This is a genomic window from Micromonospora sp. NPDC005220 (assembly GCF_040607895.1).
GTDB lineage: Bacteria > Actinomycetota > Actinomycetes > Mycobacteriales > Micromonosporaceae > Micromonospora.
This window is the reverse complement of record NZ_JBEXHP010000013.1, coordinates 18,981-33,739: the sequence shown is the minus strand read 5'-3', so window position 1 is coordinate 33,739 and position 14,759 is coordinate 18,981. Positions and strand designations below refer to the sequence as shown.

Annotated in this window: 13 protein-coding genes and 1 tRNA gene; 6 read left to right on the top strand and 8 right to left on the bottom strand. The window is 68.8% G+C overall.

What is annotated here, in order from left to right:
- Positions 1–166: 166 nt before the first annotated feature.
- Positions 167–2,704 carry a magnesium-translocating P-type ATPase gene (gene mgtA, locus ABZU52_RS08815; RefSeq protein WP_354970474.1) on the top strand — a complete coding sequence of 846 codons (2,538 nt, stop codon included), beginning with the start codon at positions 167–169 and terminating at the stop codon, positions 2,702–2,704.
- Between the two features lie 64 nt (positions 2,705–2,768).
- Here the strand turns inward: mgtA and ABZU52_RS08810 are convergent, their stop codons facing one another.
- From ABZU52_RS08810 to ABZU52_RS08775, 8 genes are all read right to left on the bottom strand, one after another.
- Positions 2,769–3,977, bottom strand: a complete 1,209-nt coding sequence (locus ABZU52_RS08810) for an iron-containing alcohol dehydrogenase (RefSeq protein ID WP_354970473.1) — start codon at positions 3,975–3,977, stop codon at positions 2,769–2,771.
- Positions 3,970–4,113: a hypothetical protein gene (locus tag ABZU52_RS08805; protein WP_354970472.1), complete on the bottom strand. Its 144-nt coding sequence runs from the start codon at positions 4,111–4,113 to the stop codon at positions 3,970–3,972. Before ABZU52_RS08805 ends, ABZU52_RS08810 begins: the two co-directional genes overlap by 8 nt.
- Entirely contained in the window at positions 4,110–5,570 is a 1,461-nt protein-coding gene (locus ABZU52_RS08800) for an NAD-dependent succinate-semialdehyde dehydrogenase (protein WP_354970471.1), read from the bottom strand. The genes ABZU52_RS08805 and ABZU52_RS08800 overlap by 4 nt, the downstream gene beginning before the upstream one ends.
- Positions 5,571–5,616: 46 nt before the next feature.
- The gene (locus tag ABZU52_RS08795) at positions 5,617–6,693 is read right to left on the bottom strand and encodes an ABC transporter ATP-binding protein (protein WP_354970470.1); all 1,077 of its coding nucleotides are present in this window, start codon (positions 6,691–6,693) and stop codon (positions 5,617–5,619) included.
- Positions 6,693–7,760: an ABC transporter ATP-binding protein gene (locus ABZU52_RS08790; RefSeq protein WP_354970469.1), complete on the bottom strand. Its 1,068-nt coding sequence runs from the start codon at positions 7,758–7,760 to the stop codon at positions 6,693–6,695. The genes ABZU52_RS08795 and ABZU52_RS08790 overlap by 1 nt, the downstream gene beginning before the upstream one ends.
- The gene (locus ABZU52_RS08785; RefSeq protein ID WP_354970468.1) at positions 7,760–8,671 is read right to left on the bottom strand and encodes a carbohydrate ABC transporter permease; all 912 of its coding nucleotides are present in this window, start codon (positions 8,669–8,671) and stop codon (positions 7,760–7,762) included. Before ABZU52_RS08785 ends, ABZU52_RS08790 begins: the two co-directional genes overlap by 1 nt.
- Complete coding sequence (locus tag ABZU52_RS08780) at positions 8,671–9,537, bottom strand: sugar ABC transporter permease (RefSeq protein WP_354970467.1); 867 nt, start codon at positions 9,535–9,537, stop codon at positions 8,671–8,673. The genes ABZU52_RS08785 and ABZU52_RS08780 overlap by 1 nt, the downstream gene beginning before the upstream one ends.
- Positions 9,538–9,617: 80 nt before the next feature.
- Positions 9,618–11,003, bottom strand: a complete 1,386-nt coding sequence (locus tag ABZU52_RS08775) for an extracellular solute-binding protein (protein ID WP_354970466.1) — start codon at positions 11,001–11,003, stop codon at positions 9,618–9,620.
- A gap of 309 nt (positions 11,004–11,312) precedes the next feature.
- Between ABZU52_RS08775 and ABZU52_RS08770 the strand changes: the two genes are divergently transcribed.
- The 5 genes from ABZU52_RS08770 to ABZU52_RS08750 all read left to right on the top strand — a co-directional run bounded on the left by ABZU52_RS08770 (position 11,313) and on the right by ABZU52_RS08750 (position 14,489).
- The gene (locus tag ABZU52_RS08770; RefSeq protein WP_354970465.1) at positions 11,313–12,056 is read left to right on the top strand and encodes a GntR family transcriptional regulator; all 744 of its coding nucleotides are present in this window, start codon (positions 11,313–11,315) and stop codon (positions 12,054–12,056) included.
- 87 nt (positions 12,057–12,143) lie between these two features.
- Positions 12,144–12,713: a DJ-1/PfpI family protein gene (locus ABZU52_RS08765; RefSeq protein ID WP_354970464.1), complete on the top strand. Its 570-nt coding sequence runs from the start codon at positions 12,144–12,146 to the stop codon at positions 12,711–12,713.
- Positions 12,714–12,732: 19 nt separating this feature from the next.
- A complete protein-coding gene (locus tag ABZU52_RS08760) occupies positions 12,733–13,563 on the top strand; it encodes an alpha/beta hydrolase (RefSeq protein WP_354970463.1) in 831 nt (276 codons plus the stop codon).
- A gap of 54 nt (positions 13,564–13,617) precedes the next feature.
- Entirely contained in the window at positions 13,618–14,097 is a 480-nt protein-coding gene (locus tag ABZU52_RS08755) for a hypothetical protein (RefSeq protein WP_354970462.1), read from the top strand.
- Positions 14,098–14,416: 319 nt separating this feature from the next.
- Positions 14,417–14,489, top strand: a tRNA-Trp gene (locus ABZU52_RS08750).
- Positions 14,490–14,759: the final 270 nt, after the last annotated feature.

Genomic DNA, 14,759 nt, shown 5'->3' with positions numbered 1-14,759 from the left:
CCTGACCCTGGTTTTCGTTTTGCCGGCCCTGGAGTCATCGACCCTGCTCGGGCTGGTCGTGCCGGGCGAGACCGCGATCCTGATCGGCGGCCAATCGGCCGCGCGCCGTGGGGCGAATCGGTAGCGTCACTCGCGGGACGGGTGGCTGAGGACCGCGGAGTGCGCAGTGGGGCGAGCAGAGGGCGAGCACACGGCGTTCTGGGCCGGGCCGCTGCCGGACGCGGTGGCCGCCGTCGGGGCGTCCACCGGCGGGCTCACCGGCGAACGCGCCGCCGCGCTGCTGCGCGAGCACGGACCCAACCGGGTCGCCGCGGGCGGCAAGCGGGGCTGGCGGCTCCTGCTGTCACAGTTCACCAGCCCGATCATCCTGATCCTGATCGCCGCGACCGTGTTGTCGATGGCCGTCGGGGACCTCATCGACGGCGCGATCATCCTGGCCATCGTCGCCGCCAGCGGCGGACTCGGCTTCTGGCAGGAACACGCCGCCGGGCGGGCCGTCGACGCGTTGCAGGCCCGCGTGCGCGTGAACACCGACGTCGTCCGCGACGGGCGTGAGGTCTCCGTACCGGTCGAGGAGGTCGTCGTCGGCGACCTCGTGGTGCTGCGGGCTGGGGACGTCGTTCCCGCGGACTGCCGGATCGTCGAGGCCGGGCGTCTGCAGGTCGACCAGGCGGTGCTGACCGGCGAGTCGTTCCCCGCGACGAAGTCGAGCGACCCGTCGCCAGCGCAGGCGGAACTGACCGAACGGCGCAACGCCCTGTGGATGGGCACCCATGTGGCCAGCGGCACCGCACGCGCGGTCGTGATGCGCACCGGACGGGACAGCACCTTCGGGGCGGTGTCCCGTCGGGTCGCCGCTCGTCCCGCCAGCACCGGTTTCCAGCGCGGGCTGACCCGCTTCGGGCTGCTGCTGGTCCGGATCATGATGGTGCTGCTGGTCGGTATCTTCGTCGCCAACCTGCTGATGCACCGCCCGGTCATCGACTCCCTGCTGTTCTCGCTGGCCCTCGCCGTCGGGTTGACCCCGCAGATGCTGCCCGCCATCGTCGCGGTCAGCCTCTCCGCCGGAGCCCGGGCGATGGCCGCGCACCGGGTCATCGTCAAACGCCTCGACGTCATCGAGGACTTCGGCGCCATGACTGTTCTCCTGACCGACAAGACCGGCACCCTGACCGCCGGAACGGTGGCCCTCACCGGATGCCTCTCGGTCGACGGCGAGCCGGACGCGGAGGTAGCCCGCCTTGCCCGGCTCAACGCCGGCCTCCAGCACGGATTTCCCAATCCCATCGACGCGGCGATCATGACGGGGCAACCACCCGCCGACCCGAAAACCCGGATCGCCGAGGCGCCCTACGACTTCACCCGCCAACGCCTGTCCATCCTGGTTCGCGACAGCGACGGGTCGGTCCTGGTCACCAAGGGCGCGTTGCGCGCGGTGCTCGACGTCTGCACCAGCGCGCGGACCGCCGCCGGCACGGTGCCGCTCGACGAGGTGCGCGACCGCGTCCTGCAACGGTTCACCGCGCTCAGCGACGAGGGCAGCCGGGTGCTCGGCCTTGCCGTACGGCCCATGCCCGGCGCCACCGCTGTCGCTGTGGCCGACGAACGGGAGATGACCTTCGTCGGACTGCTCGCCTTCCAGGACCCGCCCCGCGGCGACGCCGCCGCCGCGATCCGCCGCCTCGCCGCGATGGGTATCACGGTCCGTCTGGTCACCGGTGACAACCGGCATGCCGCGCGACACGTCGCCGCCGAAGTCGGGCTCGCCGGTGAACCGCTGATCGGCGCCGACCTCGCCGCCTGCCCAGACGATGAGCTACCGGACCGGATCGCCGACGTCAGCGTGTTCGCCGAGGTGGACCCGTTGCAGAAGGAACGCATTCAGACCGCGCTGCGACGCCGTGGCGACGTGGTCGGCTTCCTCGGCGACGGCATCAACGATGCCCCCGCGCTGCACGCCGCCGACGTCGGGATCTCCGTCGACACCGCCGTCGACGTCGCCAAGCAGGCTGCCGCGATCGTGCTGCTCGACAAGGACCTCGACGTGGTCGCCGACGGCATCCGCCTCGGCCGCCGCACGTTCACCAACACGCTGAAATACATCCGCGTCAACACCAGCGCATCCTTCGGCAACGTCGTCAGCATGAGCATCGCCACGCTCCTCCTGCCCTTCCTGCCGCTGCTGCCCCGCCAGGTCCTGCTGCTCAACTTCCTCTCCGACATCCCCTACACCACCCTGTCCACCGACCACGCCGACCCCGAGCAACTCCAGCACCCTCGCACCGTCGACGTCCGGGCCATCCGCAGGTTCATGCTGGTGTACGGATCGATCAGCATCGCCGTGGACCTCCTCGTGCTCGCCGCCCTGCACTGGTGGTGGCACGTAGCCACCGACGTCTTCCGCGCCGCCTGGTTCGTCCAGTTCACCGCCACCGAGATCATCGTGCTGCTGGTGTTGCGGTCCAACCGAAGCTTCCTGCGCACTCGCCCCTCAGCGGCGTTGGCCGGCACCGGACTGGTGCTCATCGCGGTCACCGTCGCGCTGCCGTTCAGCCCACTCGCCGCGCCGCTCGGGTTGGCACCACTCCCACCGGCGGTGTTGGCGACTCTCGCCACGCTCACCATCGTCAACGTCGCTGCCAACGAGACCGCCAAACATTTCGTCCCACCCGATCCGACCGGCCCACGTCCCCGCCACCGATGACTGGCCGCCGCGAGAGCGTCGACGGCGACTCCCGCCCCTGGCTATCGTCTTCGCCGAGTGGCTGTCAGGTCCGGTCCCCGGTCCAGGCCGCTTCGAGGATCGCGGTCAGGCTGGTGGTGTCGGTCGGGCCGGGATGGTTTTGGATCAAACGGGTGACGCCACTGGCCATCTCCGCGAAGCGCGGGAGGTCGGCGCGTGCCACGCCGATGTCCGCCAGGGTGGGAGGGATACCGATGTCGGCGAGGAGCCCGTCGAGCCAGGTGAGGAACGTATCGGCGGCCTCGGCGTTCGAGGCGTCGGTCACGTCGAGCCCGCACGCTCCGGCGAGGATGGCCAACCGGTCGCCGATGGCATCTTTGGCCGCGTCCAGCGCGTAGGGCAGTAGCAGCCCGACGCCCAGGCCGTGCGGCGTGTGCGTGGCTGCGCCGATGGGGTACTGGAGAGCGTGCGGGGCCGCGTTGCCCGCGTGGGAAAAGGCGAGCCCGGCGAGCATGGACCCGTAGGACATGTCCGCGCGCGCGTCCGTGTCGCCTCCGTCCCGGACCGCACGACGCAGGCTACGGGCGATCCGTTCCGCAGCCAGGAGCGCGTAGTGGTCGGTGATCGGGTTGCGGCCGAGGAACACCTGCTCCACCGGGTCGCGCGGTCCGTGGGCCCGGGGTCGCGCGGTGTAGCTCTCCACCGCGTGACAGAACGCGTCGATGCCGGAGTGGGCGGTGACGGTCGCGGGGCAGCTGTAGGTGAGTTCGGGGTCGACGATGGCGAAGTCGGGCACGATGTGGACGCTGGAAACCCCCACCTTCAGCTCGCGGTCCGGGTCGGTCAACACCGAGACGGGTGTGAGCTCGGAGCCGGTGCCTGAGGTCGTCGGGACCGCGACGAGAGGAAGTGTCGGCCCCGGCACCTTCGACTCGCCGTAGAAGTCGCGCGGCGTCCCACCGTGGCGCCGGATGACGCCGACGATTTTGGCCAGGTCGATCACCGTGCCGCCCCCGATGGCGAGGATCACGTCGGCGTCCACCTCGGCGGCGACCGCGACGGCCACTGCGACATCGGCGAGTGGCACGTCCGGGGTCGCGTCGGAGAACACCTCGACGACCTCGACCTTCTCCCGCACGGCGGCCACGATTTCGGCCACGCCCGGCTGCCCCAGAAGAACCTGGTCGGTCACGATGAGCACTCGCGAGCCACTCTCGGCCACCACTCGTGGGATGTTCTGCGCGACCCCTTCGCCCACTATCAGCTGGCGTGGTCCGCGGACGGTCTCAAGCATGTCGGTGCCTCTCCGGAACGTCGGCGGTGATGTGCTGGGCGGACGTCCAGGTCACCTGCGAGACCGGGACGGCGTCGGCGAGGTTGGCCGCCCGGATGGCGCGGGCGCGCGCGCCGGGCGGCCGCAGGCCGATCACGGTAGGTCGATCGCCGCGTAGGTGAGGTCGAGGTACTCGAGGATGCCCTCGTGCGACCCCTCCTTGCCGATCCCGGACTGCTTCACACCTCCGAACGGAGCTGACGGGTCCGAAATCAGACCACGGTTGATGCCGACCATCCCCGTGTCCAACCCTTCGGCGAACCGGAGCGCCCGCTGGAGGTCCCGGGTGAAGACGTATCCGACCAGGCCGTGCTCGGTGTCGTTGGCCTTCGCCAGCACCTCGTCGTCGGACGTGAACGAGATGATCGGCGCCACCGGGCCGAAGATCTCCGTCTTCAGCATCCGCGCGTCGTCGGGCACGTCGACGAGGACCGTAGGCGGGTAGAAGTGGCCCGGCCCGTCCGGACGCTCGCCGCCCACCAGGACCCGGGCGCCGCGATCGACCGCGTCGGTGACGAGCTCGTCGATCGTGGTGACCGCGGCCTCGTCGATCAACGCCCCGACGTCCACGCCGTCGTCGAGGCCGTGGCCCACCGACAGCGCGCCCATGCGCTCGGCGAAGCGCGCCGTGAACTCCTCGCGCACCGGCTCCTCGACGTAGATCCGGTTGGCCGCGATGCAGGACTCCCCGATGTTGCGCATCTTGGCCACCATGGCGCCGTCAACCGCGACGTCCAGGTCAGCGTCCGCACACACGACCAAGGCCGCGTTGCCGCCCAGTTCCATCGAGGTACGCAGCACGTTGTCCGCAGCCTGCCGAAGCAGCACGCGCCCGACCTCGGTCGACCCGGTGAACGAGAGCTTGCGGGTCCGGCTGTCGGCCAGCAGCGCGGAGACGACCTCGCCGGAACGCTTGGTGGTGACCACGTTGACGACGCCCGGGGGTACGCCGACCTCCTCCATGAGGCGGGCCAGGAACAGCATGGTGAGGGGCGTCTGGCCTGCCGGCTTGGTGATGGTCGTGCAGCCGGCGGCCAGCGCAGGAGCGATCTTGCGGGCACCCATGGCCAATGGAAAGTTCCAGGGCGTCACGAAGACGCACGGTCCGACCGGCTTCGGCACGGTGAGGATGCGATAGCCACCGGCGGGGGCGACGCTGTAGCGCCCCTCGACGCGCACCGCCTCCTCGGCGAACCAACGGAAGAACTCGGCGCCGTAGGCCACCTCTGCCCGAGCCTCGGCGAGCGGCTTGCCCATCTCCAGCGTTATCAGCCGGGCGACCTCCTCGGATCGCCCGGTCAGTGCCCGGTACGTCGCGGTCAACAACTCTGACCGTTTCCGCGGCGGGGTCGCCGCCCATTGCGCCATTGCCGTGCTCGCCGCGTCCAGAGCGGCGAGCCCGTCGACGACGTCAGCGTCCGCCACCTCGGCGATGACCTTGCCGGTGGCCGGGTCCTCGACGGCAAAGGTGGCGCCGCTTGCGGCGTCGCGCCAGGCGTCGCCGATCCGGAGCCGCCGGTGCTCGGGGGCCAGGACGTCCATCGGGTCACTCATTGCGTCGCCTCCTGCGATCTTCGTGGTGAGGTCCGGAGCGACGCCGCTAACGCCCAGCCTCGGACAGCGACAGCCCGGTGTCCGCGTCGAACAGGTGCGCACGGTCCAGGTCGACGGTGACCTGTAGCCGCTCGCCGGGCGTACCGGTGACTGTGGGTCGTGCCTTGACCTTGAGGATCTCCGTCCCCACTCGGACGTCGACCACCGTGCGGTCACCGAGCGGCTCAAGCCCGTAGAGCTCCCCGGACAACGACGCGTGCCCACGCTGCTCGACGGACAGGTCCTCCGCGCGCAGGCCCAGCAGCAGCGCACGACCGTCCTCCGCCGTGGTCCAGCGGGGCCGCGGCAGGGTCCAGCCGTCCGAGCCGACCAGCCGATCTCCCTCGGCGCGGCAGGCGAGCAGGCTGATCGGTGGGCTCCCGACGAATCCGGCGACCCACTTGTTGGCCGGACGCTCGTACACCTCGGTCGGCGTTCCGACCTGTTGCACCTTCCCCTCCTTGAGGACCGCGACCTGGTCGGCCATGGACAGCGCCTCGACCTGGTCGTTGGTCACGTAGACGAAGGTCGCTCCGAGGCTGCGGTGGATGCGGGTGAGCTCGGTGCGCATCTCGACGCGGAGCTTGAGGTCGAGGTTCGTCAGCGGTTCGTCCATGAGAAACGCGCGCGGGCGACGGACCAGCGCCCGGGCCAGGGCGACCCGCTGCATCTCACCGCCCGACAGCTGCGCGGGACGACGCTGCAGCAGACGTTCGATGTGCAGCAGGCTCGACATCCGCTCGACGGCGGCGGCGATCTCGCTCGACGAACAGCGGCGTGCCCGCAGCGGAGAGGCGATGTTCTCGTACACCGTGTGTCGCGGGTAGAGGGCGTAGCTCTGGAAGACCATGGCCAGGTCGCGTGCGGCCGGCGTGTCACCGGTCGCGTCCCGCCCGTCCAGGTGCACGGACCCGGCGTCAAGCTTCTCCAGGCCGGCGATCGCGCGCAGGGTCGTCGTCTTGCCGGCCCCGGAGGGCCCGAGCACGACGAAGAACGAGCCGTCCGGTACGTCCAGCGTCACCCCGTCCAGGGCCTGGACCTTGCCGAAGGACTTGCGCAGCCCCTGCGCTGCCACGGTTCCCATCAGGCCACCAGCTCTTCCGTGCGCGCGTCATACACCGCCGGGGTTCCGCCGGTGTGCCGCAGCCCGACCTTCGCGTCAGCGGCGAAACGAACGGTCGGTGGCATCCGAACCCGGACGTCACGCTGACCGCCGTGGTCGACCACGTAGATGATTTCGTCGCCCAGCCACTCCGCCGAGACCACCCGTGCCGGGACCGAACGTTCCGCCAGTGGTTCGGTGACCTCCAACGCCTCCGGCCGGACGCCGGCGACCAGGCGGCGGTCGCGTGGCAGGCCTGGCGGCGGCGTGAGGACCAGTCCGCCCTGACTGCGCAGCTTCCCGTCGGCCACCTCCACCTCAACCAGGTTCATCGGCGGCGAGCCGATGAAGGCGGCGCAGAAGAGACTCGCCGGACGGTCGTAGACCTCCAGCGGGGTGCCGATCTGCTCGACGCGGCCCCTGTTGAGGATGGCGATTCGGTGACCGAGCGACATCGCCTCGACCTGGTCGTGGGTGACGTACACCATCGTCGCCCCCAACTCTCCCTGCAGGTGCTTGATCTCCGTGCGCATGTCCGCCCTCAGCTCCGCGTCCAGATTGGTGAGAGGTTCGTCCATGAGGAAGGCGCGCGGTCGGCGCACCAGGGCGCGAGCGAGCGCGACACGCTGCTGCTCCCCGCCGGACAGCTGGCGCGGTCGCCGGTCCAGGAGCGGACCGAGCCGCATCAGCCGGGCGGCCTCGTCGACCCGCGCGTGCACCTCCTGCTTGGGCAGTCCCTCGGCCCGCAGCGGGAACGCCAGGTTGTCGCGGGTGCGCAGGTGTGGGTACAGAGCGTAGAACTGGAACACCATGGCGATGTCCCGCTCGGCGGGCGGCAGGTCGTTGACCAGCGTGTCGCCGATGCGGATGTCGCCCGTCGTCTGCCTCTCCAGGCCGGCTATGGCCCGCAGCGTGGTCGTCTTGCCGCAACCCGAAGGGCCGAGCATCACGAACAGCTCGCCGTGGCCGATGGACAGGTCCACGCGATCGACCGCCACCGTCCCGTCCGGGTAGCGCTTGTGCAGGGCGGTCACCTCGATGCCGGCCATCAGCGTCGCACCGCCCCGAGCGTCACACCGGCGATGAGGTGCTTGCGCACCAGGTACGCGAAGACGAGCACCGGTAGGGCGAACACCACGGAGGCGGCGGCCACGAGACCCCAGTCCGTGGTGGTGCCGCCGATGAGGCCGGCGATGGCGGGTGGGGCCGTCCGGACGCTGTCGCTGGAGGTGAGGAAGGTGGCGAACACGAACTCGTTCCACGAGAAGATGAGTGCGAAGACCGCCGTCGCGGCGATGCCGGGCACGAGCAGGGGAAGGGTGAATCGCCGGAACGCCTGCAAACGGGTGTAGCCGTCGAGCATGGCGGCATCCTCGTACTCCGCGGGCACCTCGTCGACGAACCCCTTCATCATCCAGATCGTGAACGGGACGTTGAACGCGGCGTAGATGAGGATCAGGCCGAGCTTGTTGTCGATGAGTCCGACCTGGCGGTACATGAGGAAGATCGGGATCACGACCACCACGGGCGGCATGAAGCGGGTGGACAGGATGAAGAACAGTTGGTCCTTCTTCGCCTTCACGGCGAAGCGTGAGTAGGCCCAGGCCGCCGGGACCCCCAGCACGGTGGCCAGCACCGTGGAGACCCCGGCGACCACGACGGAGTTGAGGAACGAGACCGACAGGGCCGTGCGACCGCCGTCGGGGCCGACGAACACGTCCCGGTAGTGGTCCAAGGTGATCTTGAAGTCGAAGAACTTGGCCGGGATGGCGTAGACGTCCCGGTTCTCCTTGATGGACGTCTCGATCATCCACAGCACCGGAAAGAGCATCACGACGGCCAGCACGGTCAGCAGCGCGACCTCCAGCGCGGAGCGACCCCGGCCACCGAGGCGACGCGCGGTGGGCGTGTCATCCCGGGCAGGACCTGTGGACACGGCCTCGTCGACGGAGACGGCCATCAGCCCTCCTTGAGCTTGTTCAGGTAGCGCAGGTAGAACTGCGTGAGGACGATGACGACGAGGACCATGAGGATCCCGTACGCCGAAGCGGTTCCGGTGTTGAAGCCCAGGAACGCGACCTTGTAGATGTGGAACGACAACGTCTCAGTGGAGACACCCGGACCTCCGTTGGTGAGGATGTAGACGAGGTCGAACAGCCGGAACGCCTCGATGGCCCGGAACATCACGGCGATGAGAAGCAGTGGCCATACCAACGGAAGAGTGATGGTGCGGAACCGGAACCACTCGGACGCCCGGTCGATCGAGGCGGCCTCGTAGAGGTATTTGGGAACCGCGGTAAGGCCGGCCAGTGCGATGAGCATGATGAACGGCGTCCACTGCCAGGTGTCGACCACGATCAGGGAAATCAGTGCCGTTCGCTGCCGGGTGAGCCACTCCACCTGCCCCAGGCCGACCGAGCCGAGCATGCTGTTGACCACGCCGAACTGCGCGTCGAGCATGAATCGCCAGAACAGCCCGACCACGACCGGCGACAGCATCATCGGCACCAGGAACAGAGTGGTCAGCACTCCTCGCCCGTGCGTGCGCCGTGAGATCAGATAGGCGATGCCGAAACCGAGCACGGTCTGCAGGCCGACCGCGCCGACCACGTAGATCAACGTCGTCAAGGCCCTCGTGTGAACCTGCGCCGACGTCAGGATGGCGGTGTAGTTCCCGAACCCGATGAAATTGGCGGGCCCGCCGCGGGTGGCCGAGTAGTCGGTGAAGGACAGGTACAACGCCCACAGCAACGGGAACACCGACATGGCGAGCAACAGCAGCATCGCGGGGGAGATGAAGACCACGGCGAGCCCGCGATCGCTCAACCGGCGGGACCGACCCGGTGCGGGTGGCGTCGCGGACGCCACCCGCCCGGGTTGATCGGTCGTCAGAGGGGCACTGTCACTCACAGTCCGCCGCCGCCCTTGCGGTTGCTCGAGTCGAGCACGCTCTGCTGCTCCTTGGCGATGTCGTCGAGCGCATCCTTCGGCTTCTTCGCGCCGTTGAGAGCCGCGTTCACGTTGGTGTTCTCAATGTCGACGAGGCGCGCGTACTCGGGCACGTTCCACATGTCCCGCATCCGCGGAACCGAGTCGGCGTACACCTTGTTGAACGGCCCGGCGTTGAGGAACTCGGGCGACTGGATTGCGTCCGTACGCGACGGCACACCACCGGCCGCGGCCCACTTCTTCTGGACATCAGCCTGCTCGAACCACTTCATGAAGTTCAGGGCCTCGGCCTGGTTCGCCGAGGAGGAGTAGGCCGACACGTGCATCCCCATGCCGCCGAGCGGGACCAGGTTCGTCTTCTGGCTCGGCAGGGTGGCGAAGCCCAGCTTGTCGAGAATCTGCTCCCGCGTGGTGCCGAGCGTCGACTGCTTCGGGTCGAGCAGGCCGCCGCTCGCGGCGATCCAGTTGAACGCGATGCAGGCCTTGCCCTGAGCGACCGCCGCGTTCACCTCGTCGATGAACCAGTTGCCGGAGCCCTTGGCGGTCAGCGGCTTCATCTTGTTGACCAGGACGTCCATCGCCTCCTGGCCTGCGGCGTCGTTGAGAACGCCGTCGATCTTGCGCGTCTTGGCGTCCCAGAGGTTGCCGCCGTAGACGCCGTTGACCGTGTTGTAGGTGACGGCCGCGGCGTCGGAGCCGTTGGCCTGGTGGAAAGCCAGCCCGCTGACGCCCGGGTTGTCCGCCTGGCACTTCTCGGCGGCTGAGATCATCTGGTCCCAGGTCTGCGGTGGCTTGTCGCCGATCAGGTCCTTGCGGTAGATCATCGTCCAGGTGTCGCCGAGCAGCGGCAGTCCGTACAGGCTGGCGTTCTCGTCGCGCTTGCCGGTCTCCGCCTGGGGGAACTGGCCGTAGGCCGCCAGCAGGTACGGGTTGTAGGCATTGACGTCGATGTTCTGCTTGACGAAGTCGGTGATGTCGAGGATGTTGCCGTTCGTCACGGCCTCGCCGATGTGTTGCGAGTCCAGGATCGCGATGTCGAAGTCGGTCTTGCGCGCGGCGAACTGGGTGAACATCGCGTCGTGCCAGTTCGCGTTCGGCACGGTGTTGACCTTGATGGTCGCGTTCGGCCGCTCTTTCTTGTACTCCGCGTTCGCGAAGGCTTCCAGTGCCTGGGCGGGGGGCCAGTCGAACCAGATGAAGCTGAGGGTCAGCGGGTCCGTGGTGAGCTCCGGGATGGTCGCCGGTGCCTTGGGGGCGCTCGCCTTCGCGCCGTCGTCCGGGCTGTCGCCGCAAGCCGTCACGGTCGTGGCCACCAGCAGCATGGCCGCCGCCGCCAGCTGCACCTTTCGCCGGGAACTCGATGTTCGTCCTATTCGCTGCATCTTCGTGCCTGCTTTCTGATTTCGGACTTCTAGGGCCTCGCTATGTGCTTCGCCGAGCAGTTGCTCAGGTGGTTCAGGCGCGTCGCCGGACTGTCGCGGGGGTCGACCCGCGGACCGGCGTCACGAGTACGCCGCGATGTACTGGTCATGGCACCGAGAAGATCTTCGGTCCACGTTTCCTATACGATCGAGTGGGGGCGTCAGCATGTCGCAGCGTTGTGACTGATGTCAACAGGTTCCCGAAGACGCAGGAAAGGACCTCACGTCACGATGGACGACGATGCGATGATCGCGCGGGGCCGTAGGGCCGTGACGGGCGCGACGCCGCCGGGAAGATCTGGCGGCCGGCTTGCCGACGAGGTGTACGACACGCTGCTCGGACAGCTGATGTCGCTACGGATCGAGCCCGGCTCCCGCGTCACGATCGACGTCCTGGCCCGAGAGCTGGGGGTCTCCCAGACGCCGATCCGAGACGCTCTGAACCGCATGGAGGCCGAGGGTCTGGTCGTGCGTGTGCCCCATGCTGGCTACCGCATCCCCCCTCAGATCACCCGCCACCGCTTCGAGGACATGCTCGAGGTCCGCCTGCTTCTCGAGCCGGCAGCGGCGCGCAGATCCGCTGAACGCGCATCCTCCGAGCAGGTGGCCGGCCTGCGACGAATGCTGGAGGAGATGGCGGAGCTGGAGGAGGGCAACGGGCCCATGGCCTACGGCGCCTTCGGGCTACGCGACGCCGCTTTTCACGATCTCGTCGCCCTGAGCGCGGAGAACCACGTCATCCGGGAAGCGCTCGCTCGCCTGCACAGCCACGTGCACCTCTTCCGGCTTCACCACGACGCCCAGGTCACTCACCTGGCCATGGCCGAGCACGAGGAAATTGTGGCCGCGATCGCCGCGCGTGACCCGGACGCCGCCGCCTACGCGATGCGTCGGCACATCCTGCGCTCCGGCGAGCGTTTCCGACGACTGTTCGACGAGGCCGCGGACGCGGGCGGAATGGCGGTAGAGGCTTGACGGGCGGGCGGGGCCCAGGAATGCTGACTGGATCCAATCGGATCGGATTGGATCCACCACACCGCCCCCACATGCGAGGAGAAGCAGGTGCCCAGAGCGCTGCTCCTGACCGGCGACGCCGCCGAGGAACTCGACACCATGTATCCCTACTATCGCGTGCAGGAGGGCGGCTGGGACGTCGACGTCTCGTCACGGACGATGCGTGACGTGCAACTGGTCATCCACGAGTTCGACCCCAACTCCGACGCCTACGTAGAGAAGAACGGCCGGAAGCTGCCTGTCGACGTGCCCTGGGCCGAGGTCGACGTCGAGCGCTATGACGCCCTCATCATCCCCGGCGGACGCGCCCCCGAATGGATCCGGGTCGACGCCGACGTCAGGCGCATCACCGAGCACTTCTTCGCGCGCAACCTCCCCATCGCGCTGGTGTGCCACGGCGCGCAGGTACCAGCGGTGTACGGGCTGCTGAAGGGTCGGAAGACGGCGTGCTTCCCGCCCATCACCGGTGACATGGAGAACGCGGGCGCCACGGTCATCGACGCTCCCGACGTGGTGGACGGCAACCTCGTCTCCTGCCGGGGGTGGCCCGACATGCCGCAGTTCGGCAGGGCGATGATGGAGGTCTTCTCGAAGTCCGTCAATCCCGCATCGGCATGAGCACACCTGGCCTGCCCCGGTGACGGCACTTCGGACCGTCACAGTCGACGGTTCCCCCGTCCACCTTCTGGAGAGCGGCACCGGTCCCGCGGTGCTGATGCTGCACGGCTCCGGACCCGGCACGACCGGGTCCGGCGCCTGGGCAACGACGGCGCAGGCGCTGGGTGCGTCCTGGCACCTGGTGGCTCCCGACCAGGCGGGGTTCGGCCGTACACCTGTCCCGGCGGGCTCCAGGGGTGGGCTCCGGCTGTGGACGGAGCAGGCCGCGGGCCTGATGGATGCTCTCGGGATCGAGCACTACGCCGTGGTGGGTCACTCCATGGGCGGTGCCGTGGCGCTGGCGTTGGCGGCCGCGCGCCCCCAGCAGGTCACCCGTGTCGTGGCGGTCTCGACGATGGGCGCCCCCGGGGCGCCGCTGTCCGCGGAGCTCGACGCGGTCTGGGCCGCCCCCGCCGGCCCGCTCGGGGCACGGGACATGCTGAGTCGCCTCGTCTTCGACCAAGCGCTCGTGACCGACGCGGCCGTCGACGCCCGTGCGGCTGCGATGCGAGCGGGGGCGGCCGCATTCGCGTCGTTGTTCCCCCCACCCAGGGCACGGTGGGTCGACGATCTCACCCTCTCGGCGCAGACGCTGGCAGCCATCCGCGCGCCCGTGCTGCTCGTTCACGGCGCCGAGGACCGCGTCACCCCGCTCCCGACGGCAGTAGAGCCCCTGCTCGAACACCTGGCTGATGTGCGTCTGCACGTTCTCGGCCGATGCGGGCACGTGCCGGCGATCGAGCACCCGCACGAGTTCAGGCAACTGCTGTCGTCCTTCCTCCGCCGGGACCGAGATCACGTGTTGGTGTGACCGCCTGATTTCCCGCCACTGTCCGGCATGACCGAACTGCGGGACAATCTTGCGATGGCGGTCCTCGAATCGATCCTCACCAGCGCGGGCGGCGGTCTGTCCGCCGTGGTCGGCGTCGTCGCCGGCGCCGTTCTCACCCATCGGGCTCAGAACCGGCACTGGCTTCGCGACCGACAGCTCGCCGCGTATCAGGAGTTGTTGCGGCAGTACGCGACCTTCACCCTCCTGCTGAAAAGCGCCCACTGGGCCAGGTCGGACTGGAAGTACGACTGGTCGGTGTGGAGCGCCGCGCTCACCTCGGCCAGCCTGGTGGCGCCGATCCCGGTCGCCCGGGAGATCGAGAACTTCGGCGCCGCGATCGGCGGGTTCCTGGCCAAGGCGGCCGTGGACGCCCGCACCGACGCGCTGACCGAGGAGGAGTTCGCCGCGGCGATGCGGGAGCCGATCGAGGCGCAGCTCGCGCTGGTGAACGCCATACGACGGTCGCTGGGCCGCGAGCAGGGACCGTTGTCGACAGCGCTTGGCAGCGCCTGACCGCCACCCTCGACGAGTCACATGGAGGTCGCTCGGAATATCCTTTGCCATCCGATCGACACAGCGCTTACCTTGAATGAGCAAGGCCGTCCCGACCAACCCAAGGAGTTCGCCGTGTTGCAGCGCGCCCACACCGAAACCACGCGGTTCATGCCGCGCGGTGGTGTCGTGCTGCCCTCGATTGGGCGAGCCCACGACCGGTGCGCGAGTGAGCAGAGCTGGAAGCCGGGGTGGCGGTGCGAATAGCGCCAGCGCAAGCTGCGAAGCCGCCCACCCCGACAGGGACAGGGCGGCTTTCTCGTTACAGAACAATTCCAAAGAGGGCGTAGCTCAACTGGTTGAGCACCGGTCTCCAAAACGGAAGGTTGCGGGTTCGAATCCTGCCGCCCCTGCTCTACGTCACGGCTGCGGCCGGCGGCGTCGCAGATTCTCAACTCCATAGTGGTGGCATAGTGAAACCCGACCGGCGCCTGCGTGGGCTGGCCGGGCGTACTACCTCCGGGACGAGGGAGACGGCTGACCCGCTCGCTTTGGGAGCGAGAGAAACGGGGTTCGACACCCCGGTCCCGGACCATGGGGTTCTAGCTCAGATGGGAGAGCGCCGGTTCGGCAGACCGGAGGTCGAGGGTTCGAGTCCCTTCTTCTCCACGCATTCATTCCCT

Excerpts from the sequence above, each read along its gene's own strand:
- ABZU52_RS08810 (WP_354970473.1), bottom strand. The coding sequence starts at position 3,977 with ATGCTTGAGACCGTCCGCGGACCACGCCAGCTGATAGTGGGCGAAGGG.
- ABZU52_RS08770 (WP_354970465.1), top strand. The coding sequence starts at position 11,313 with ATGGACGACGATGCGATGATCGCGCGGGGCCGTAGGGCCGTGACGGGC.
- ABZU52_RS08790 (WP_354970469.1), bottom strand. The coding sequence starts at position 7,760 with ATGGCCGGCATCGAGGTGACCGCCCTGCACAAGCGCTACCCGGACGGG.
- ABZU52_RS08785 (WP_354970468.1), bottom strand. The coding sequence starts at position 8,671 with ATGGCCGTCTCCGTCGACGAGGCCGTGTCCACAGGTCCTGCCCGGGAT.
- ABZU52_RS08755 (WP_354970462.1), top strand. The coding sequence starts at position 13,618 with ATGGCGGTCCTCGAATCGATCCTCACCAGCGCGGGCGGCGGTCTGTCC.
- ABZU52_RS08795 (WP_354970470.1), bottom strand. The coding sequence starts at position 6,693 with ATGGGAACCGTGGCAGCGCAGGGGCTGCGCAAGTCCTTCGGCAAGGTC.
- ABZU52_RS08800 (WP_354970471.1), bottom strand. The coding sequence starts at position 5,570 with ATGAGTGACCCGATGGACGTCCTGGCCCCCGAGCACCGGCGGCTCCGG.